This is a genomic window from Plantibacter sp. Leaf314 (assembly GCF_001423185.1).
Classification (GTDB): Bacteria; Actinomycetota; Actinomycetes; order Actinomycetales; family Microbacteriaceae; genus Plantibacter.
The window spans coordinates 14,624-32,987 of the sequence record NZ_LMOB01000002.1 but is presented as its reverse complement, the minus strand read 5'-3'; the positions used below and the strand labels follow the sequence as shown (position 1 = coordinate 32,987).

20 protein-coding genes are annotated in these 18,364 nt (G+C 68.8%); 15 read left to right on the top strand and 5 right to left on the bottom strand.

From position 1 onward, the window contains the following. Window positions 1–27 precede the first annotated feature (27 nt). Window positions 28–1,107 carry a histidinol-phosphate transaminase gene (locus ASF68_RS13425; RefSeq protein ID WP_056012090.1) on the top strand — a complete coding sequence of 360 codons (1,080 nt, stop codon included), beginning with the start codon at window positions 28–30 and terminating at the stop codon, window positions 1,105–1,107. Window positions 1,108–1,149: 42 nt separating this feature from the next. Here ASF68_RS13425 and sufU read toward each other — a convergent pair whose 3' ends face one another. Together sufU and ASF68_RS13415 are read right to left on the bottom strand one after the other, a co-directional pair. Then, entirely contained in the window at window positions 1,150–1,587 is a 438-nt protein-coding gene (sufU, locus tag ASF68_RS13420; RefSeq protein ID WP_056012088.1) for a Fe-S cluster assembly sulfur transfer protein SufU, read from the bottom strand. Then, complete coding sequence (locus ASF68_RS13415; RefSeq protein WP_056012085.1) at window positions 1,584–2,891, bottom strand: SufS family cysteine desulfurase; 1,308 nt, start codon at window positions 2,889–2,891, stop codon at window positions 1,584–1,586. The genes sufU and ASF68_RS13415 overlap by 4 nt, the downstream gene beginning before the upstream one ends. 110 nt (window positions 2,892–3,001) lie before the next feature. Between ASF68_RS13415 and hisB the strand changes: the two genes are divergently transcribed. The 4 genes from hisB (at window position 3,002) to ASF68_RS13395 (ending at window position 5,868) form a co-directional block, all read left to right on the top strand. Then, on the top strand, window positions 3,002–3,610 hold the full coding sequence (hisB, locus tag ASF68_RS13410; RefSeq protein WP_056012082.1) for an imidazoleglycerol-phosphate dehydratase HisB: 609 nt from the start codon (window positions 3,002–3,004) through the stop codon (window positions 3,608–3,610). After that, a complete protein-coding gene (hisH, locus tag ASF68_RS13405; protein ID WP_056012079.1) occupies window positions 3,607–4,242 on the top strand; it encodes an imidazole glycerol phosphate synthase subunit HisH in 636 nt (211 codons plus the stop codon). Before hisB ends, hisH begins: the two co-directional genes overlap by 4 nt. 86 nt (window positions 4,243–4,328) lie before the next feature. Next, window positions 4,329–5,075: a bifunctional 1-(5-phosphoribosyl)-5-((5-phosphoribosylamino)methylideneamino)imidazole-4-carboxamide isomerase/phosphoribosylanthranilate isomerase PriA gene (priA, locus tag ASF68_RS13400; protein WP_056012077.1), complete on the top strand. Its 747-nt coding sequence runs from the start codon at window positions 4,329–4,331 to the stop codon at window positions 5,073–5,075. Further along, entirely contained in the window at window positions 5,059–5,868 is an 810-nt protein-coding gene (locus tag ASF68_RS13395; RefSeq protein WP_056012075.1) for an SseB family protein, read from the top strand. The genes priA and ASF68_RS13395 overlap by 17 nt, the downstream gene beginning before the upstream one ends. 47 nt (window positions 5,869–5,915) lie before the next feature. On the opposite strand, the gene ASF68_RS13390 is transcribed toward ASF68_RS13395, so the two are convergent. Next, window positions 5,916–6,287, bottom strand: coding sequence for a DUF1844 domain-containing protein (locus ASF68_RS13390; protein ID WP_056012072.1), 372 nt, complete (start codon window positions 6,285–6,287; stop codon window positions 5,916–5,918). Window positions 6,288–6,525: 238 nt separating this feature from the next. On the opposite strand from ASF68_RS13390, the gene infC reads away from it, so the two are divergent. The 10 genes from infC (at window position 6,526) to pheT (ending at window position 15,915) form a co-directional block, all read left to right on the top strand. Next, the gene (infC, locus tag ASF68_RS13385) at window positions 6,526–7,185 is read left to right on the top strand and encodes a translation initiation factor IF-3 (RefSeq protein ID WP_082456168.1); all 660 of its coding nucleotides are present in this window, start codon (window positions 6,526–6,528) and stop codon (window positions 7,183–7,185) included. A 15-nt stretch (window positions 7,186–7,200) separates the two neighbouring features. Then, complete coding sequence (rpmI, locus tag ASF68_RS13380) at window positions 7,201–7,395, top strand: 50S ribosomal protein L35 (protein ID WP_056012069.1); 195 nt, start codon at window positions 7,201–7,203, stop codon at window positions 7,393–7,395. A 27-nt stretch (window positions 7,396–7,422) separates the two neighbouring features. Then, window positions 7,423–7,809 carry a 50S ribosomal protein L20 gene (gene rplT / locus ASF68_RS13375; protein ID WP_056012066.1) on the top strand — a complete coding sequence of 129 codons (387 nt, stop codon included), beginning with the start codon at window positions 7,423–7,425 and terminating at the stop codon, window positions 7,807–7,809. A 101-nt stretch (window positions 7,810–7,910) separates the two neighbouring features. Then, a complete protein-coding gene (locus ASF68_RS13370) occupies window positions 7,911–8,711 on the top strand; it encodes an RNA methyltransferase (RefSeq protein ID WP_056012062.1) in 801 nt (266 codons plus the stop codon). Between the two features lie 221 nt (window positions 8,712–8,932). Continuing rightward, window positions 8,933–9,652 carry an amino acid ABC transporter ATP-binding protein gene (locus ASF68_RS13365; protein WP_056012059.1) on the top strand — a complete coding sequence of 240 codons (720 nt, stop codon included), beginning with the start codon at window positions 8,933–8,935 and terminating at the stop codon, window positions 9,650–9,652. Between the two features lie 91 nt (window positions 9,653–9,743). Continuing rightward, on the top strand, window positions 9,744–10,640 hold the full coding sequence (locus ASF68_RS13360) for a glutamate ABC transporter substrate-binding protein (protein WP_056012056.1): 897 nt from the start codon (window positions 9,744–9,746) through the stop codon (window positions 10,638–10,640). A 107-nt stretch (window positions 10,641–10,747) separates the two neighbouring features. Beyond that, a complete protein-coding gene (locus tag ASF68_RS13355; protein WP_056013357.1) occupies window positions 10,748–11,395 on the top strand; it encodes an amino acid ABC transporter permease in 648 nt (215 codons plus the stop codon). Next, on the top strand, window positions 11,392–12,291 hold the full coding sequence (locus ASF68_RS13350; RefSeq protein ID WP_056013355.1) for an amino acid ABC transporter permease: 900 nt from the start codon (window positions 11,392–11,394) through the stop codon (window positions 12,289–12,291). The genes ASF68_RS13355 and ASF68_RS13350 overlap by 4 nt, the downstream gene beginning before the upstream one ends. Window positions 12,292–12,358: 67 nt before the next feature. After that, complete coding sequence (gene pheS / locus ASF68_RS13345; RefSeq protein ID WP_056012053.1) at window positions 12,359–13,399, top strand: phenylalanine--tRNA ligase subunit alpha; 1,041 nt, start codon at window positions 12,359–12,361, stop codon at window positions 13,397–13,399. A 2-nt stretch (window positions 13,400–13,401) separates the two neighbouring features. Further along, on the top strand, window positions 13,402–15,915 hold the full coding sequence (pheT, locus tag ASF68_RS13340; RefSeq protein ID WP_056012050.1) for a phenylalanine--tRNA ligase subunit beta: 2,514 nt from the start codon (window positions 13,402–13,404) through the stop codon (window positions 15,913–15,915). A 69-nt stretch (window positions 15,916–15,984) separates the two neighbouring features. Here pheT and ASF68_RS13335 read toward each other — a convergent pair whose 3' ends face one another. Both ASF68_RS13335 and ASF68_RS13330 read right to left on the bottom strand, forming a co-directional pair. Further along, window positions 15,985–17,544 carry a UDP-N-acetylglucosamine 1-carboxyvinyltransferase gene (locus tag ASF68_RS13335; RefSeq protein WP_056012047.1) on the bottom strand — a complete coding sequence of 520 codons (1,560 nt, stop codon included), beginning with the start codon at window positions 17,542–17,544 and terminating at the stop codon, window positions 15,985–15,987. A 39-nt stretch (window positions 17,545–17,583) separates the two neighbouring features. Then, a complete protein-coding gene (locus tag ASF68_RS13330; RefSeq protein WP_056012044.1) occupies window positions 17,584–18,228 on the bottom strand; it encodes a hypothetical protein in 645 nt (214 codons plus the stop codon). Window positions 18,229–18,364: the final 136 nt, after the last annotated feature.

Below are 18,364 nucleotides of genomic sequence, written 5' to 3'. Positions count from 1 at the left end.
CGGGGTACGACTGGCTACGATTGTCGGGTGACTGCTCTCGACGACCTCCCCATCCGCGACGACCTCCGAGGACAGCGCCCGTACGGGGCCCCCCAGGCGCAGGTGCCCGTGGCGCTGAACGTCAACGAGAACACGCATCCCATCCCCGAGGCCGTGGCGCACGACATCGTCGCCTCCCTGGCCTCCGCCGTCCTCACCGTCAACCGCTACCCGGACCGCGAGTTCACGGTCCTCAGGGAGGCCTTGGCCGGGTATCTGGGTCACGGCGTCGCGCCGGAGCAGATCTGGGCGGGCAACGGTTCGAACGAGGTCCTGCAGCATATCCTGCAGGCGTTCGGCGGACCGGGTCGTTCGCTGCTCGGATTCGTCCCGACGTATTCGATGTACCCGTTGCTCGCAGCGGGCGTCGGCACGACGTGGATCCCGGCGGAACGCGACCCGGAGTTCGAACTCTCACCGGAGACGGCCGTCCGGCAGGTGAAGGCGGCTGATCCCGACCTCGTGTTCCTGTGCTCGCCGAACAACCCGACCGGCACGCCGCTCTCGCTCGAGACCGTCGCCGCGGTGTACGAGGCGTCGCGCGGCATGGTCGTCGTCGACGAGGCGTACGCGGAGTTCGCCCACGATGACGAGGCGAGCGCCCTGCGCCTGCTCGAGGGTCGGCCCCGGCTCATCGTGTCGCGGACGATGAGCAAGGCGTTCGCCTTCGCGGGTGTCCGGCTCGGCTACCTGGCCGCAGACCCGGCCGTCGTGGACGCGCTCCGACTCGTGCGGCTGCCGTATCACCTGAGTGCGCTGACGCAGGCCGCCGCAACCGCCGCGCTGCGGCACGCCGACGAGATGCTGGCGATGGTCGACGACATCCGCACCCAGCGGGATCGCCTCGTGGTGGAACTGACGCGCCTCGGCTACGACCCGAAGCGGAGCGGCTCGAACTTCGTCCTCTTCGGCGGTGTCGCCGACCCGCACGCCGCCTTCGAGGCGCTGCTGGCGAGGGGCGTCCTCATCCGCGACGTCGGCATCCCGAACCACCTGCGGGTCACCGCCGGTACGGAGGCGGAGACGACCGCGTTCCTGGAGGCGCTGGCCGCCATCAGTCCGGCGTAGTGCCCTCGACCGGCGTGCGGGTGTCCCGCGCGCCGGCTCCGCTCACGGAAGCCGCGAGACGGCCTCCTCGGCGGCGACCCAGGGTAGCATCGCGCACTTGACGCGGGCGATGTAGCGCGAGACGCCTCCGAACGCCGCGGCGTCGCCGAAGCGTTCCTCGTCGAACTGCAGGGTGCCGCGCGAGCGGATGACCGTGCGGAACTCGTCGATGAGCGTCTGCAGTTCGCCGGGGGTGAGACCGGGAGCGAGGTCGCTCAGGCAGGAACTGGACGCCTGGGAGATCGAGCAGCCGTGCCCTTCCCAGGCGATCGCCCGGAGGCTGCCGTCGGACTCGAGGTGGAGCTGCAGGGTCACCTCGTCGCCGCAGGTGGGGTTGAGCTGATGCGATTCGGCTGCGGGCGCGTCCTGCAGCCCGAACCCGTGCCGCTGTCGGGCGTGGTCGAGGATGAGCTCCTGGTACAGACTCTCGAGACCGCTCATCGGCTCACTCCGAAGAACGGACCGACGAGTGCGGCGGCTTCCAGGAACGCGTCGATCTCGGACTCGAGCGTGTAGAGGTAGCTGCTGGCGCGCGTCGAAGCCGTCAGGCCGAGCCTGCGGTGCAGCGGCTGGGCACAGTGGTGCCCCACGCGCACGGCGATCCCGCGATCGTCGAAGAACTGCCCGACGTCGTGCGCGTGCACACCCGCGACCTCGAAACTCGCGAGACCGGCACGGGGAGAGCCCGGAGGAGGGCCGATCAGACGGACCCCGGGGACGGCGGCGAGTCCGGCCGCGAGCCGGCGGCCGTACGCGGCCTCGGTGGCGTGGATGCGGTCCATGCCGACGTCCTGCAGGAACCGGACCGCGCTCGCGAGTGCGATCGCCTGCGAGACCGGCTGGGTCCCGGCCTCGAACCGCTGGGGCGCCGGCAGGAACTCGGCACCTTCGAGGGTGACGGTCGTGATCATCGACCCGCCGGTGAGGAAGGGGGGAAGCGCGTCGAGCAACGCACGGCGGCCCCAGAGGGCTCCGATGCCGTTCGGCCCCAGCATCTTGTGGCCGGAGAACACCAGGAAGTCGACGCCGAGCGCCGTGACGTCGACCGGGAGGTGCGGCACCGACTGGCAGGCGTCGAGCACCGTGAGCGCGCCGACGCGCTGGGCGAGGGCGACGAGCTCCGCGACGGGGGCGATCGCGCCGGTCACGTTGGACACGTGCGCGAAGGCGAGGATCCGCGTGCGTTCGCCGATGACGGCGGCGGCGTGGTCCGTGGAGAGGACGCCGTCGTCGTCGACGGGCAGATGACGGAGGGTGGCGCCCGTCCGTGCGGCGAGTTGCTGCCAGGGGATGAGGTTCGCGTGGTGTTCGAGTTCCGTGACGACGATCTCGTCGCCGGGCCCGAGGCGGAACTGCTCGGCCGCTGCGCCGCCGAGTCCGGCGCTCGCGTTCCCGATGGCCCCGGCGATGATGTTGAGGGCCGCTGTGGCACCGGACGTCCACACGAGTTCGCGCTCGTCCGCACCGATGAATCCGGCGACGGTCGCCCGGGCGTCCTCGAAGGATTCGGTCGCCTCCGCGGCCAGGAGATGGGCGCCTCGGTGGACCGCCGCGTTCTCGTGGGTCGCGAAGTGCCGTTCGGCGTCGAGGACCTCGGTCGGGCGCTGGGAGGTGGCGCCTGAGTCCAGGTACACGAGCGGGTGCCCGTTCATCTCGCGGGCGAGGATCGGGAACCGCTCCCGGAGCGCGGCGATCTCCGCCTGGTCGAGAGCGGCGGCCGGCGTGGTGCTGAGTGAGGAAGTCATGACCTCTCAACGATAGGCGTCGTGCCGGACGGCCGCTCCCGGATGACGCGACGACCACCGTCGTCCGACACACGGCGTGCTTCGCTCGCACCGTCGATACACTGGAACGCATGACCACGCAGCAGCGAACGGCCCGGATCCAGCGCTCGACGAGCGAATCCAGCATCGAGCTGGAACTGGACCTCGACGGCACCGGTACCAGCAGCATCGAGACCTCCGTCCCGTTCTACAACCACCTGCTCACGGCGTTCGCGAAGCACTCGCTGACGGACCTGACCGTGCGCGCGACCGGCGACGTCGACATCGACGTCCACCACACGGTCGAGGACGTCGGCATCGCCCTCGGGCAGGCGATCCGCCAGGCGCTCGGCGACAAGTCGGGGATCTCGCGCTACGGGGACGCACTCGTGCCGCTCGACGAGGCGCTCGTCCAGGCTGTCGTCGACATCTCAGGCCGCCCGTACCTCGTCCACGGGGGCGAGCCGGCCGGGTTCGAGTTCCACCTGATCGGCGGACACTTCACCGGGTCGATGGTGCGCCACGTCTTCGAGGCGATCACCTTCAACGCCGGTCTCACGGTGCACGTCAACGTGCTCGCCGGCCGCGACCCGCACCACATCGCCGAGGCGGAGTTCAAGGCCTTCGCGCGTGCGTTCCGCCAGGCGAAGGCCCTGGACCCGTTGGTGCAGGGCATCCCCTCGACGAAGGGCTCCCTGTGACGGCCCGCCCCTCGGTGGTCGTCCTCGACTACGGTTCCGGCAACGTCCACTCCGCCGTGAAGGCGCTCGAGCTCGCCGGCGCCGACGTCGTCCTGACGGGGGACCGCAAGGCCGCCCAGGCCGCCGACGGCCTCGTCGTTCCGGGTGTCGGCGCCTTCGACGCGGTCATCGGCGCACTGCGTTCCTCGCACGGCGACGAGGTCATCGACCGCCGTCTCGCCGGAGGCCGACCGGTCCTCGGCATCTGCGTGGGCATGCAGGTCATGTTCGAGCGCGGGGTGGAGCGCGGTTCCGAGGCCGAGGGGCTCGGTGAGTGGCCGGGCGCCGTCACCGAACTCACCGCACCGGTGCTGCCCCACATGGGCTGGAACACGGTCGCGCCCGACGCCGGCTCGGTCCTCTTCGACGGCCTCGCCGACGAGCGGTTCTACTTCGTCCACTCCTACGCGGCTCAGTCGTGGACCCTGGAGGTCATGCCGCCGTTCCCCGAGCCGCGTCTGACCTGGGCGACCCACGGGGCGCCCTTCCTGGCCGCCGTCGAGAACGGTCCGCTGTCGGCGACGCAGTTCCACCCCGAGAAGTCGGGCGCCGCCGGCATCCGCCTCCTGTCTAACTGGCTCGGCACCCTGTAGCCCGACTAGGATCAGGTGTTTGTGCCACGAGGCATCCTGTGCGCCGACGCCCGACGGGCTCGCAGCTTCCGAAGAGACGGTGGATCATGAACGAGTTCAACACGACGGCCGGCCTCACCCTGCTGCCGGCGATCGACATCGTGGACGGGAAGGCCGTCCGCCTGACGCGCGGCGAGGCCGGCTCCGAGACCAACTACGGGGAGCCCGTCGATGCGGCTCTGGACTGGGCCCGTCAGGGCGCTGAGTGGATCCACCTCGTCGACCTCGACGCGGCGTTCGGCCGGGGCGACAACCGTGCGATCATCCGGAAGGTGATCTCGAAGGCGCGCGGGGTGAACATCGAACTCTCCGGTGGCATCCGCGACGACGCCTCCCTGGAGCAGGCGCTGGAGACGGGCGTCAAGCGCGTGAACCTCGGTACCGCGGCGCTCGAGAACCCCGAATGGGCGGCGAGTGTGATCGCCCAGTACGGCGAGGCGATCGCCGTCGGTCTCGACGTCCGGGGGACGACCCTCGCGGCCCGTGGTTGGACGCAGGACGCCGGCGACCTCTGGACCGTGCTCGACCGCCTCGAGGAGGCGGGTTGCGCCAGGTACGTCGTGACCGACGTGACCAAGGACGGGACGATGCAGGGCCCGAACATCGAGCTGCTCCGACAGGTGATCGACCGCACCGACCGTCCGGTCGTGGCCTCCGGCGGGATCTCGAGCCTCGACGACCTGATCGCCCTGCGCGAGCTCGTCCCGTTCGGCCTCGAAGGGGCGATCATCGGCAAGGCGCTGTACAACGGTGCCTTCACCCTGGCCGAGGCGCTGGATGTCTCCGGCAGCTGAAGACGGTCCTGCGCCCGACCGTCACCACCACCCGACGCCGGGTGGCGCCGATTCCGCAGGCCAGCCCTGGGCCGGTCGACGGTTCCAGCAGAACGCGAGCTCGGGCGACGACGGCAGCGCGCCGGAACGCCTGATCGAGTCCCTGCGGCGGTTCCGCGCCGGCGAGGTCGGTGAGGCGGAGGTCGTCGACGCCTTCCGGGACTCACGACTGCTCATCCCGCTCGTGGCGCACCTCGGCGAAGCCGGGAGCAACGAGCAGGGGCAGCTGGTGGAAAAGTCGCAGGAGCTGTCGATCGTGACCGTGACCGGCCCTGACGGTCGGACCGTCCTCCCGGTGTTCAGCTCGGTGGGTGCCATGTCAGCCTGGAACGGCACGGCCCGGCCGATCCCCGCCGATGGCGTCCGGGTCGCGCTGGCCGCGGCCAGTGAGCAGACCGACGTCGTGGTGCTCGATCCGACGTCGACGACGGAGTTCGCCATCCGTCGGCCGGCGCTCTGGGCGATCGCGCAGTCACAGCCGTGGACGCCCAGCTTCAGCGATGCCGCGGTGCGGCAGGCGTTCGAGCGGTCGATCGAACCGGAACTCGCGGTCGTGACCGTGCGGCTGCGTGCCGGAGATCCCGACGCGAAGCTGGCCGGATCCGAGCTCGTGGTCGAACTCGGACTGCTACAGGGCCTGACCCAGCAGGAACTCGACGCGGTGCTCGCCCGTCTCGCCCAGCGGTGGGCGGCCGACGAGACGATCGCCACCCGGGTGGATTCACTCGCCGTCTCACTCCGTCCCGCAGACTGACCGTCCTGCTCGCCGACCGTCCTCCGGCCGGCGAGGCGGGAACCGGATCAGGTGACCGGGCCGGTCCACTTCTCGCCGGGCCCCTTGCCGATGGGGTCCTGGATGGTCGAGGCCTCCCGGAAGGCGAGCTGCAGCGAACGCAGGCCGTCGCGCAGCGAACGGGCGTGCATGTCGCTGATCTCCGGCGCTCCCGCGGTGATGAGGCCGGCGAGGGCGTTGATGAGCTTCCGAGCCTCGTCGAGGTCGGTCTGGGCGTCGGGGGCGTCGGCGAGGCCGCACTTGACCGCTGCGGCGCTCATGAGGTGCACGGCGGCGGTGGTGATGACCTCGACGGCGGGGACGTCCGCGATGTCGCGGGTGGCCTGGTCGGCTCCTCCCGACTCGTCGTCGTGGTCGTAGGGGCTGGTGGTGTTGTTCACGTGGATCCTCTGTTAGACTCGTGCGGTGCTCCGAGACATGTCTCGGTACGAAAGAGGAGATTCTCCCACCCGCGCTTGACCGCTTCATTAGGTTACCGGGTTGTCACGCTCCGCCCGACGCTTCACGGCTTCGGGTAGCAAGGGCGTGGTGCCTTCCGGCACGGTGTTCACGGACACCGTTCGGGGGTACGGGTGTGTGGTGAACCGAATTCGTCGCGTCGCAGGTATCGGACCTGCCGTGTGGCATCCCACCCAGTCAGAGGAGCTCCGCATCAGCGATCCCCGTACCAATGACCGTATCCGCGTCCCGGAGGTCCGACTCGTCGGTCCCGGCGGAGAACAGGTCGGCGTCGTCAAAATCGAGGTCGCCCTTCGCCTCGCGCAGGAAGCGGATCTCGACCTCGTCGAGGTCGCACCCAACTCCAAGCCGCCCGTCGCGAAGATCATGGACTACGGCAAGTTCAAGTACGAGGCTGCGCAGAAGGCCAAAGAGGCCCGGCGCAACCAGGCGAACACCATCCTCAAAGAGGTCCGGTTCCGCCTCAAGATCGATCAGCACGACTACGAGACCAAGCGCAAGCGCGCTGAGGGCTTCCTCAAGGCCGGCGACAAGGTGAAAGCCATGATCCAGTTCCGCGGCCGCGAGCAGTCCCGCCCAGAGCAGGGCGTCCGCCTGCTCCAGAAGTTCGCCGAGGACGTGTCCGAGTGGGGCACCGTCGAGTCCACCCCGATGGTCGACGGCCGCAACATGGTGATGGTCGTCGGGCCACTCAAGAACAAGTCTGAGGCCAAGGCCGAAGCCAACGCACAACGTGCGGCATCGAAGGCACGTCCGGCTGAAGCCGACGAAGCCTCCGAGGCTGCTCCGGTGGAGTCATCCACCGACGAGAACCGATAAGAAACGAGGAATCCCATGCCGAAGCAGAAGACCCACTCCGGGGCCAAGAAGCGATTCAAGGTCACCGGAAGCGGCAAGCTGATGAAGCAGCAGGCCGGTATGCGACACAACCTGGAGAGCAAGTCCAGCCGTCGCACCCGTCGCCTGAACCAGGACCAGGTGCTGGCGCCCGCCGACGCCAAGGTCATGAAGAAGCTGCTCGGTCGCTAGACCGTTTACCCGTAAGGAACTAGGAACATGGCAAGAGTCAAAAGGGCGGTCAACGCTCACAAGAAGCGTCGCGTCATCCTCGAGCGCGCCGCCGGTTACCGCGGTCAGCGTTCGCGTCTGTACCGCAAGGCCAAGGAGCAGGTCACTCACTCCCTCGTCTACTCGTACCGTGACCGTCGTGCGCGCAAGGGTGACTTCCGTCGCCTCTGGATCCAGCGCATCAACGCCGCGTCGCGCGCCAACGGCATGACGTACAACCGCTTCATCCAGGGTCTCGGCCTCGCCGGTATCGAGGTCGACCGTCGCATGCTCGCCGAGCTCGCCGTGCACGAGCCCGCCACGTTCGCGGCGCTCGTCGCCTCGGCCAAGGCCGCGCTGCCCGCCGACACCTCGGCGCCGAAGGTCTCCGCCTAGTCGGAAGCCCTGCGCTCGTCCTCGGACGTGTTCGAACGGCCCGATCCCTCAGGGGATCGGGCCGTTTCGTCTGTCCGGAGCCCGCGCCCTAGGATGGGTGCGTGCTTGACAATCCGCGGTCCCCGCGCGTCCGATCCGTCGCCAAGCTCGCCAAGCGTCCGGCGAGACAGGAGACCGGCCTGTTCCTCCTCGAAGGACCACAGGCGGTGTCTGAGGCCCTGCAATTCCGGCCCGACCTGATCCTCGAGCTGTACGCCACGCCGACGGCGCTCGAGCGGTACACCGAGATCGCCGCCGCCGCGTCCGCCGCCGGCCTCGAGATCGAGTTCGTCACGGAGCAGGTCCTCGAGTCGATGGCGGACACCGTCACGCCGCAGGGCTTCATTGCGGTCGCGCAGCAGTTCCCGACCTCCATCAAGGACATCTTCGCCGGGCAGCCGCAGCTCGTCGTCATCCTGGAGGAGGTCCGCGACCCGGGCAACCTCGGGACGATCATCCGCGCGGCCGACGCCGCCGGAGCCGACGCGGTCGTCCTCAGCGGACGGACCGTCGACCTGTACAACCCCAAGGTCGTGCGGTCCACGACCGGTTCGCTGTTCCACCTGCCCGTCGCCGTCGGTGTCGAGTTGCCCGCCGTGCTGGAACGGGCCCGTGCCGCGGGTCTGCAGACGCTCGCGGCGGACATCAAGGGTGAGGACCTGCTGGTGGCGCGGTCCGAGGGCGTGCTCGCACAGCCCACCGCCTGGGTCTTCGGCAACGAGGCCAGAGGACTCACCGACGAGCATCTGGCGCTGGTCGACCGTGCGGTTACGGTACCGATCTACGGCCGCGCGGAGAGCATGAACCTGGCCACGGCAGCATCGGTGTGCGTCTTCGAGAGCGCGTTCGCGCAGCACGCCTGAGCGCCTGAGGCGTCGGCCGTCGAGGTTACGAAACGGTAACCGTAGCGCTTCCGTCATGCGCACGAAACACACGGTCACCTAGTTTGGGTTACATGGAGCCAACAGCGTCCCCGAACTCCGGCCCGACGGAACCCGAAGCCGCGTCAGCGCACGGAGCCGCAGGAGCATACGAGACCACCAGTAATCCCATTCAGGCGGGCAGGGGCGAGCCGCTCGTTGTCATGGAGGACGTCGAGAAGCACTACGGCGACTTCCACGCCCTGAAGCGCATCAACCTCACCGTCAACAAGGGTGAGGTCGTCGTCGTGATCGGACCGTCCGGTTCCGGCAAGTCGACCCTGTGCCGCACCATCAACCGACTCGAGACGATCACCTCGGGGGAGATCCGGATCGACGGCAAGCGCCTCCCCGAGGAGGGCAAGCAACTCGCCGAGCTCCGGGCCGACGTCGGCATGGTCTTCCAGTCCTTCAACCTGTTCGCGCACAAGACCATCCGCGAGAACGTCACGCTCGGACCGATCAAGGTGCGCAAGCAGAAGAAGCGTGACGCCGACGACGCGGCCAAGGTGCTCCTCGAACGCGTCGGTATCGGCGTGCAGGCCGACAAGCTGCCCGCGCAGTTGTCCGGCGGACAGCAGCAGCGCGTCGCCATCGCCCGAGCCCTCGCCATGAAGCCCAAGGTCATGCTCTTCGACGAGCCCACCTCGGCGCTCGACCCCGAGATGATCAACGAGGTGCTCGACGTCATGGTGCAGCTCGCGAGCGAAGGCATGACGATGATCGTCGTCACCCACGAGATGGGCTTCGCCAGGAAGGCCGCCGACCGTGTGGTCTTCATGGCCGACGGGGAGATCCTCGAGGACACCGACCCGGAGTCGTTCTTCACGAACCCGCAGTCGGATCGCGCGAAGGACTTCCTGTCGAAGCTCCTCACCCTCTGACCCATCCGACTCCGGATCGCGCTCCCCGCGCGGCGACCCGGAACTGACCAACCGATCGGCCCGTCCCGGGCACCAAGGAAGGAAGGACAACATGCGCAAGAGGCTCATGTTCATCACCGCGGGAGTCGCTGCAGCAGCGCTCGCGCTCAGCGGGTGCAGCGGCGGCGACGCCGGCACCGGATCGACCGACGGCGCGTCCGACGGCGGCGCCCTCTTCGAGGTCGCCTCCGACGTCCAGCTCGAAGGCAGCCCCACCTACGACGCGATGGTGAAGGCCGACAAGGTCCGCATCGGCGTGAAGGAGGACCAGCCCGGTCTCGGGTACCTCGACGCGGCCACCGGCGAACGCTCCGGCTTCGACGTCGAGATGGCGACATGGATCGCCGCATCGCTCGGCTTCGACGCCGACAAGATCGAGTTCAAGGCGATCCCGAGCGCGAACCGCGAGTCCGCGATCGTGAACGGCGACATCGACTACTACGTCGGGACCTACTCGATCACCGACAAGCGCAAGGAGCAGATCGACTTCGCCGGCCCGTACTTCGAGACCGGCCAGGGCCTGCTCGTCGCCGCTGACAACGACGACATCAAGGGCGAGGACGACCTCGCAGGCAAGACCGTCTGCTCGGCGACCGGTTCCACGCCCATCCAGAACATCAAGGACAACTTCCCCGACACCAAGACGGAGGAGTTCGACACCTACTCGCAGTGTGTCGAGGCGCTGAACGACGGCAAGGTCGACGCGGTCACGACCGACCAGGCCATCCTCATCGGATACGCGGCGCAGTTCCCCGACACCCTCAAGGTCGTCGGCGAACCGTTCAGCACCGAGCTCTACGGCATCGGTCTCCCGAAGGGTGACGACGCGCTCCGCCACTTCATCAACACGATGTTCACCGATGGCGGCGACACCTGGACCAAGATCTACGATGCCACCCTCGGCGCCTCGGGCACCAAGGTGACCCAGCCGGCGGTCGACGACTACTAAGCAGCGCCCCGGGCGGCCACGCACCAGTGGCCGTCCGGGGGAGCTGTCCCGTCGACTCCGCCCAGGCGCCCGCCACGGGCGTCCCCCTCCCGAAAGGCGTGCGCGACATGAACGTCCTGCTCGACAATCTCGACCTCTTCGTCACCGGCTTCCGCAACACCCTGCTGTTGTTCGTGGTGTCGGGGTTCTTCGCGCTCGTGCTCGGCACCATCGTCGGTGCGATGCGGGTCTCGCCGGTGCCCGCCATGCGCCTGTTCGGCACCGTCTACGTCAACACGGTGCGCAACACCCCGCTCACCCTCATCCTCTTCTTCTTCGCCTTCGGCTACCCCAAACTCGGGCTTCCGGAAGTGAGCTACACCACGCTCGCGATCATCGGACTGAGCCTCTACACCGCGACCTACGTCGCCGAGGTCCTGCGATCGGGCGTCAACACGGTGCCGATCGGCCAGGCCGAGGCCGCTCGTGCGATCGGCCTGCCGTTCGGGCAGACCATGACACTCGTCATCCTCCCGCAGGCGTTCCGTGCGGTGCTCCCGCCGCTGTTCAGCGTGTTGATCGCCCTGCTGAAGAACACCACCGTCGCAGCGGGCTTCTCCGTCGCCGAAGCCGGTGCCATCCGTGCGAACCTGTCCGAACGCGGTGAACCGCTCCTCATCGGACTGCTGTGGGTGGCGCTCATCTTCGTCGCCCTCGTGTCGCTCCTGTCCCTCGCCCAACGGGCCTTCGAGAAGAAGTGGAGGATCGCGCGATGAGCTCCGTCCTGTTCGACACCCCCGGCCCGAAGGCCGTCGTCCGCTACCGGTGGATCGGGGTCGCGACCGTCCTCGTCGTCGCCGGCATCCTCGCCTTCATCGTCTTCCGGTTCATCGAGACCGGGCAGTTCACCGCTTCGAAGTGGAAGCTCTTCACCTTCCCCCGCGTGTGGGAGCAGATCCTCCAAGCGACGGGCGCGACCCTGTCCGCCTTCGCGGTCGCCGCCGTGTGCAGCGTCGTCCTCGGACTGGTGCTGGCGATCGGTCGGCTGTCGGACCACAAGATCATCAGCGTCCCCTTCACGATCTTCATCGAGTTCTTCCGGGCCGTCCCGGTCCTCATCCTCATGATGCTCATGTACTACGGGCTGCCGCCCCTCGGGTTCACCTTCGTGACGCCGTTCGTCGCCGTCGCCATCGCGCTGACGCTGTACAACGGCGCGGTGTTCTCCGAGATCTTCCGAGCGGGCATCGAGTCGCTGCCGAAGGGGCAGGGCGAGGCCGCGTACGCGATCGGGCTGCGCAAGTCCGCCGTCCTCCGCCTGATCCTGTTCCCACAGGCGATCCGGGCGATGCTGCCCGTCATCATCGCGCAGCTCGTGGTCGCGTTGAAGGACACGGCGCTCGGCTTCCTCATCACCTACCAGGAGCTCCTCTACCTGGCGAAGCAGTTCGGGTCGCAGGCGCTGTACGGCAGTCCGATCATCCCGTCCATCATCGTCATGGGGTCGATCTACATCGTGCTCTGCCTCATCCTGTCCGGGGTCGCGAAGATCGTCGAGGTACGCACGCGTCGGTCCCCTCGGACGCCGAAGGAGCAGGCCGCTCCCGAGGTGACGACGACCCAGCTGATCGGCGTGCAGTTCGGGGACCAGACGGGACGCCCCACACCCTGACGGCGGCGACTGGGTGCGTTGCAGCCGGTCGCGCCGCGGGGCGGGCGCCTGGGTAGACTTGGCTCTCGTGTCCGACGCATCCCCAATCTCCGAACCAGCGGTGAACGCCGCGGTCGATGCCGCTCTCGAAGCCATCGCCGCCGCCACCGACTCGGCCGCCCTCAAAGCGGTCCGATCAGCCCACGCCGGCGAGGCTTCACCGCTCGCCACCCTCAACGGCTCGCTCCGCAGTGTGCCGAACGACCAGAAGGCCGCTCTCGGCAAGCTCGTCGGCCAGGCGCGTGGTCGGGTCGCCAAGGCGTTGAGCGCTCGCGAGGACGAGATCCTCGCCGCCGAGACGGAGGCACGCCTCGCGGCCGAGACGATCGACGTCACCGCGGTGCCCCTGCGGCGCACGGTCGGCGCGAGGCACCCGCTCACCCTGCTGCAGGACCGGGTGTCGGACATCTTCGTCGGCATGGGGTGGGAGATCGCCGAGGGGCCGGAGGTCGAGAGCGAGTGGTTCAACTTCGACGCCCTGAACTTCGACGCCGACCACCCGGCGCGTGCCATGCAGGACACCTTCTTCGTCGAGCCGCTCGAGTCCCACCTCGTCCTGCGCACCCACACCTCGCCGGTCCAGGTCCGCTCGCTGCTCGAGCGCGAGCTCCCGGTCTACGTCCTGGCGCCGGGCCGGGTGTACCGCACGGATGAACTCGACGCCACCCACACGCCCGTCTTCATGCAGTTCGAGGGCCTCGCCGTCGACAAGGGGCTCACGATGGCGCATCTCCGCGGCACCCTCGACCACTTCGTGAAGAGTGTCTTCGGCGACGACGCGAAGGTGCGACTGCGCCCCAGCTACTTCCCCTTCACCGAGCCGAGCGCCGAGCTCGACTTCTGGCACCCGACCTTCAAGGACGGCCCGCGCTGGATCGAGTGGGGTGGGTGCGGGATGATCAACCCGAACGTGCTCCGCTCGGCGGGGATCGACCCCGACGTCTATTCGGGCTTCGCCTTCGGGATGGGCGTCGAGCGCGGGCTGATGCTCCGCGACGGTGTGCAGGACATGCGAGAGATGGTGGAGGGCGACGTCCGCTTCTCCCAGCAGTTCGGGATGGTGGTGTAGTCGTGCGTGTTCCATTGAGCTGGCTCGGGGAGTTCGTCGAACTCGCCCCGGGGACCACCCCCGAAGACGTCCACGCGGCCCTCGTCCGTGTCGGGCTCGAGGAGGAGGACATCCACGTCTTCGAGCTGACCGGCCCCATCGTGGTCGGCGAGGTGCTCGAGTTCGTCGAGGAGCCCCAGTCGAACGGGAAGACCATCCGCTGGTGCCAGGTGCGTGTCGCCGAGGGCGATGACGAGGGTGCCGTACGCGGCATCGTCTGCGGCGCCGGCAACTTCTTCGTCGGCGACCAGGTCGTCGTCACCCTGCCGGGAGCCGTGCTCCCCGGCCCGTTCCCGATCGCCGCGCGGAAGACCTACGGTCACGTGTCCGACGGCATGATCGCCTCCGCCCGAGAGCTCGGCCTCGGTGAGGACCACGACGGCATCCTGCGGCTTTCGACGATCGGTGTTGAGGCACCCGTCGGTACGGACGCCATCGCGCTGCTCGGTCTGGACGACGCGGCGGTCGAATTGAACGTCACGCCGGACCGCGGTTACGCGTTCTCCATCCGTGGGGTGGCCCGCGAGTACTCGCACGCGACGGGCGCTCCGTTCCGCGATCCGGCGTCCAGTGTGCCCGACACCTTCACGACCGAACTCGACGGGTTCCCGGTCACCATCGACGACGTGGCTCCGATCCGGGGCCGCGTCGGTTCGACAGTGTTCGTGACGCGCGTGGTGCGCGAGGTCGACCCGAGCCGGCCGACGCCGCCCTGGATGGTCGCCAGACTGAAGCTCGCGGGCATCCGCTCCGTGTCGCTCGTCGTCGACATCACGAACTACGTCATGCTCGAGCTCGGCCAGCCGATCCACGGCTACGACCTCGACACGCTCACCGGCGGCATCGTCGTCAGACGTGCGCGGACGGGGGAGACCTTCGTCACCCTCGACGGTCAGGAACGGAAGCTGCACGACGAGGACCTCCTGATCACCGACGACTCCGGTCCGATCGGTCTGGCGGGCGTCATGGGCGGCCTCCACACGGAGATCACCGACGCGACCCGGAACGTCCTCATCGAGGCGGCGAACTTCGATCAGGTGTCCATCGCCAGGAGCGCCCGTCGCCACAAGCTGCCGAGCGAGGCGTCCAAGCGCTTCGAACGCGGCGTCGACCCACAGGTCGCGATCGCAGCAGCCGGCCGGGTCGCGCAGTTGCTCGTCGACCTCGCGGGTGGTCGCCCGGACGCGCTCGGATCGACCGTCGCCGCCGCTGTCGATCGTGAGGCGATCCTGCTGCCCGACGGGTACATCAACGGACTGGTCGGGGTCGATTTCGGCGCCGACGAGACCCGGTCGGCCCTCGCGGAGATCGGAGCGGTCGTCGCCGCCACCGACGACGGCCTCCTCGTGACTCCGCCCAGCTGGCGCCACGACATCACCGGCAAGGAGGATCTCGCGGAGGAGGTCGCTCGTATCCTCGGTTACGACCGCATCCCGTCCGTGCTCCCGGTCGCCCCTCCGGGCCGCGGGCTCACCCGTTCGCAGCGACTCCGCCGAGGCGTCGCCGACGCGCTCGCCTACGGCGGTGCCACCGAGGTCCTGTCGTACCCGTTCGTCTCAGCCGAGGAGAACGCCCGCTTCGGCACCGCCCAGCCGGGGGAACTCCCGTCGGTGAAGCTCGCGAACCCCCTCGACGCCAAAGCTCCGTATCTCCGGGCGTCCATGGTGCCCGGTCTCCTCACCGTCGCCCACCGCAACGTGTCGCGTGGGCTGACCGACCTGGCGATCTTCGAGCTCGGGGCGGTGTTCCGTCCTGCACGGCACGGCGCGTTCGGTCAGTCGGTGTTGCCGGAGGGTGCAGCCCGACCATCGGACGAGCAGCTCGACGAACTCGAAGCGGGCGTCCCGGCACAGCCGCGTCACCTCGGCTTCCTCGCCGTCGGCAACAGTGTGCCGAAGCAACCGGGGCAGCCGGCGGTCGCCGCCGGGATCGCCGAGGCGCTGGAGGCCGTCCAGGCCGTGGCCGTCGCGACCGGTGTCGAGATCACGGTGTCCCAGGGCGCGCACCAGGCGATGCACCCCGGTCGTGCTGCGGCCCTGCACGTCGGTGACGTGCTGGTCGGATATGCGGGTGAACTGCACCCGCAGGTCGCCGAGGCGGCCAACCTGCCCCGCGTCGTGGCCGTCGCGGAACTCGACCTCGACCGCATCATCGCCCTCGGCGACGCGGTGCCCGAGGCGGTCGGCGTCCGGACGCTGCCGGCGGCGACGCAGGATCTGTCACTGCTGGTGCCCGAGACGGTCGCCGCAGGTGCCGTGCTCGAGACCGTGCGGAACGGGGCCGGTTCGCTGCTCGAACAGATCCGCCTCGTCGACGACTACCGGGGCACGGGGGTGCCGGCCGGGAGCAAGAGTCTCACCTTCGCCTTGCGCTTCCGGGCGTCGGATCGCACGCTGACGGCTGCGGAGGCGAGCGACGCGAAGCTCGCCGGAGCGGCGGCGGCCGCGGAGCGCTTCGGCGCGAGCATCCGCGACTGAGTCGGTCCAGGACAGACGAAGCGGCCCCGCGGATCGATGATCTGCGGGGCCGCGTCCGTCGTAGGGGACTCAGTCGCGGAACGTCTCGATCGAGGCGCCGAGGGTGATGAGTCGTTCCTGCAGTTGCTCGTACCCACGGGCGATGATGTCGACGTTCCGCAGGACACTCGTGCCCTTCGCCGCGAGCATGGCCAGCAGGATGACGACGGCGGGTCGGAGTGCCGGCGGGCAGCTCACCTCGGCTCCGGACCAGTGCGTCGGACCGGAGACGTCGATGCGGTGCGGGTCGCGCAAGCGGACGTTCGCCCCGAGGCGCGTGAGGTCGGTGAGGTGGATCGCCCGACCCTCGTAGACCCAATCGTGGATGAGGGTGTCGCCCTCGGCGCACGCGGCGATGACGGCGAAGAACGGCAGGTTGTCGATGTTCAGTCCGGGGAACGGCATCGGGTGGATCTTGTCGATCGGTGCGTGCAGCTTGGACGGGTGCACGGTGACGTCCACGAGCCGGGTGCGACCGTTCGCCGCCGGGTACTCGGGGGAGCGGGTGTGACGCAGGCCCATCTCGCCGAGCGTCGCGAGTTCGATCTCCATGAACTCGATCGGGACCCGTGTGACGGTGATCTCCGAATCGGTGACGATGCCTGCAGTCAGCAGGCTCATCGCTTCCACCGGGTCCTCGCTCGGCCAGTAGTCCACGTCCTCGTTGATGACGCTGCGGCCCGTGATCCGGAGGGTCGTGCTGCCGATGCCGTCGATGGTGATGCCGAGGAGCTCGAGGTAGAAGCAGAGGTCCTGCACCATGTAGTTCGGGCTGGCGTTGCGGATGGTCGTGACCCCGTCCCGGACCGCGGCGGCCATGATCGCGTTCTCGGTGACGGTGTCGCCGCGTTCGGTCAGCACGACGGTCAGTTCCTCGGGCACATCGGGAGCGACGGTGGCCTGGTACCACCCGGCCGTGGCCTCGATGGACAGGCCGAAGGGCCGCAGGGCGATGAGGTGGGGTTCGACCGTGCGTGTTCCGAGGTCGCAGCCGCCGGCGTAGGGCAGGGCGAAGGTGTCGTATCGGCCGAGCAACGGGCCGAGGAACATGAGCACGCTGCGGGTGCGTCGTCCGGCGTCCTCGTCGATGCTCGCGAGCGAGAGGTCGTCGGGCACGTGGATCTCCACGTCCTGGCCGTCGGGCGACCACACGACGGAGACGCCGAGACTGCGCAGGACGTCGATGATGCGGTCGACCTCGACGATGCGGGCGATGCCGTGGAGCGTGGTGCGGCCTCGGTTCATGAGCGCCGCGCAGAGCAGGGCGACCGAGGCGTTCTTGCTCGAACGGACCTCGATGCTCCCGTGGAGTCTGCGTCCGCCCTGGACGCGGAGGTGCGAGTTCTTCTTCTGCTCGCCGAAACTGACGATCTCGCTCTCGAGCGCGGTGCTGATCCGGCTCAGGAGGTCGATGCTGATGTTCTGGCTGCCCTGCTCGATCCGGTTGATCGCGCTCTGGCTCGTGCCGACGCGTTCAGCCAGTTGGGCCTGGGTGAGTTTGCGTCCCTGTCGTGCCCCACGGATGAGTGCTCCGACCTGCCGGAGCGGCGCAGCGGGGTCAGTTCGTTCAGACGTTGCCGTATCTTCCATGGCGTCATGCTATCTCAGATATGAGATAGCGCACCCCCGTTAGGGCCTTGAGTGCGACCGAATCGGATCGGATACCCGCTCCGTGGTGTCGGGCTGTGCCGCGGCGCTCCGGAACAGGACCGCGTACACCGGCCCTGCGACGAGCCAGATCGCCGTGATGGCGAGCAGCTTGACGATCATGCCCCAGATGACGTCGTCGTTCGCCTCCGCGAACGAGGAGGGCACGGACCACCCCACCATGGCCTGCATCGCGAGGAGTCCGCCGATGGCGATGCTCACGGCGAGCAGCACCCGACGCCATTCGAGCCACGCGGCCCGAACGTACGCGGGCCCGGACTTCGGCTTCGCCTGCGGTGCCGGGCCCCCGGCGAACCGGTGGGCGAACCAGCCGTCAGTCTTCGTGATGAGCGCGTGTCCGAAGGCCACGGTGAATCCCAGGTAGATGGTCGCCAGGAGGTGTGTGAGGTTCGGTTCCTCGCCGCCGGCCAGATCGATCGCGGTGAGGACGAGGAGGACGAGGTCGACGAGCGGCACCCCGATCAGCATGATCGAACTGAGCAGCCGCCGCCGCAGCAGGTAGCGGACCGCCAAGCCGCCGAAGAGGAGGATCCAGAACGCGCCCTCCGCGCCGAGGATGGCCCAGATGAGCGGGCTGGTCCCGAAGAGTTCCGTGAAGCTGTCCATGTCCCGATGCTCCCGCAGCGGCGTGCTGCCCCACATCGACCGAGCTGCGGATCCTGCGCCGGCGTCGTCAGCGGAACTGCGTACGGGCGCGTCGTCCCTCCGGCGCTCGCGTCTGCCGCCGGGAACTGGTCTGATG

Coding starts and splice junctions, on each gene's coding strand:
- sufU (WP_056012088.1), bottom strand. CDS start 1,587: ATGAGCGGTCTCGAGAGTCTGTACCAGGAGCTCATCCTCGACCACGCC.
- ASF68_RS13415 (WP_056012085.1), bottom strand. CDS start 2,891: ATGACTTCCTCACTCAGCACCACGCCGGCCGCCGCTCTCGACCAGGCG.
- hisB (WP_056012082.1), top strand. CDS start 3,002: ATGACCACGCAGCAGCGAACGGCCCGGATCCAGCGCTCGACGAGCGAA.
- priA (WP_056012077.1), top strand. CDS start 4,329: ATGAACGAGTTCAACACGACGGCCGGCCTCACCCTGCTGCCGGCGATC.
- ASF68_RS13395 (WP_056012075.1), top strand. CDS start 5,059: ATGTCTCCGGCAGCTGAAGACGGTCCTGCGCCCGACCGTCACCACCAC.
- rpmI (WP_056012069.1), top strand. CDS start 7,201: ATGCCGAAGCAGAAGACCCACTCCGGGGCCAAGAAGCGATTCAAGGTC.
- rplT (WP_056012066.1), top strand. CDS start 7,423: ATGGCAAGAGTCAAAAGGGCGGTCAACGCTCACAAGAAGCGTCGCGTC.
- ASF68_RS13365 (WP_056012059.1), top strand. CDS start 8,933: ATGGAGGACGTCGAGAAGCACTACGGCGACTTCCACGCCCTGAAGCGC.
- ASF68_RS13360 (WP_056012056.1), top strand. CDS start 9,744: ATGCGCAAGAGGCTCATGTTCATCACCGCGGGAGTCGCTGCAGCAGCG.
- ASF68_RS13355 (WP_056013357.1), top strand. CDS start 10,748: ATGAACGTCCTGCTCGACAATCTCGACCTCTTCGTCACCGGCTTCCGC.
- ASF68_RS13350 (WP_056013355.1), top strand. CDS start 11,392: ATGAGCTCCGTCCTGTTCGACACCCCCGGCCCGAAGGCCGTCGTCCGC.
- ASF68_RS13335 (WP_056012047.1), bottom strand. CDS start 17,544: ATGGAAGATACGGCAACGTCTGAACGAACTGACCCCGCTGCGCCGCTC.
- ASF68_RS13330 (WP_056012044.1), bottom strand. CDS start 18,228: ATGGACAGCTTCACGGAACTCTTCGGGACCAGCCCGCTCATCTGGGCC.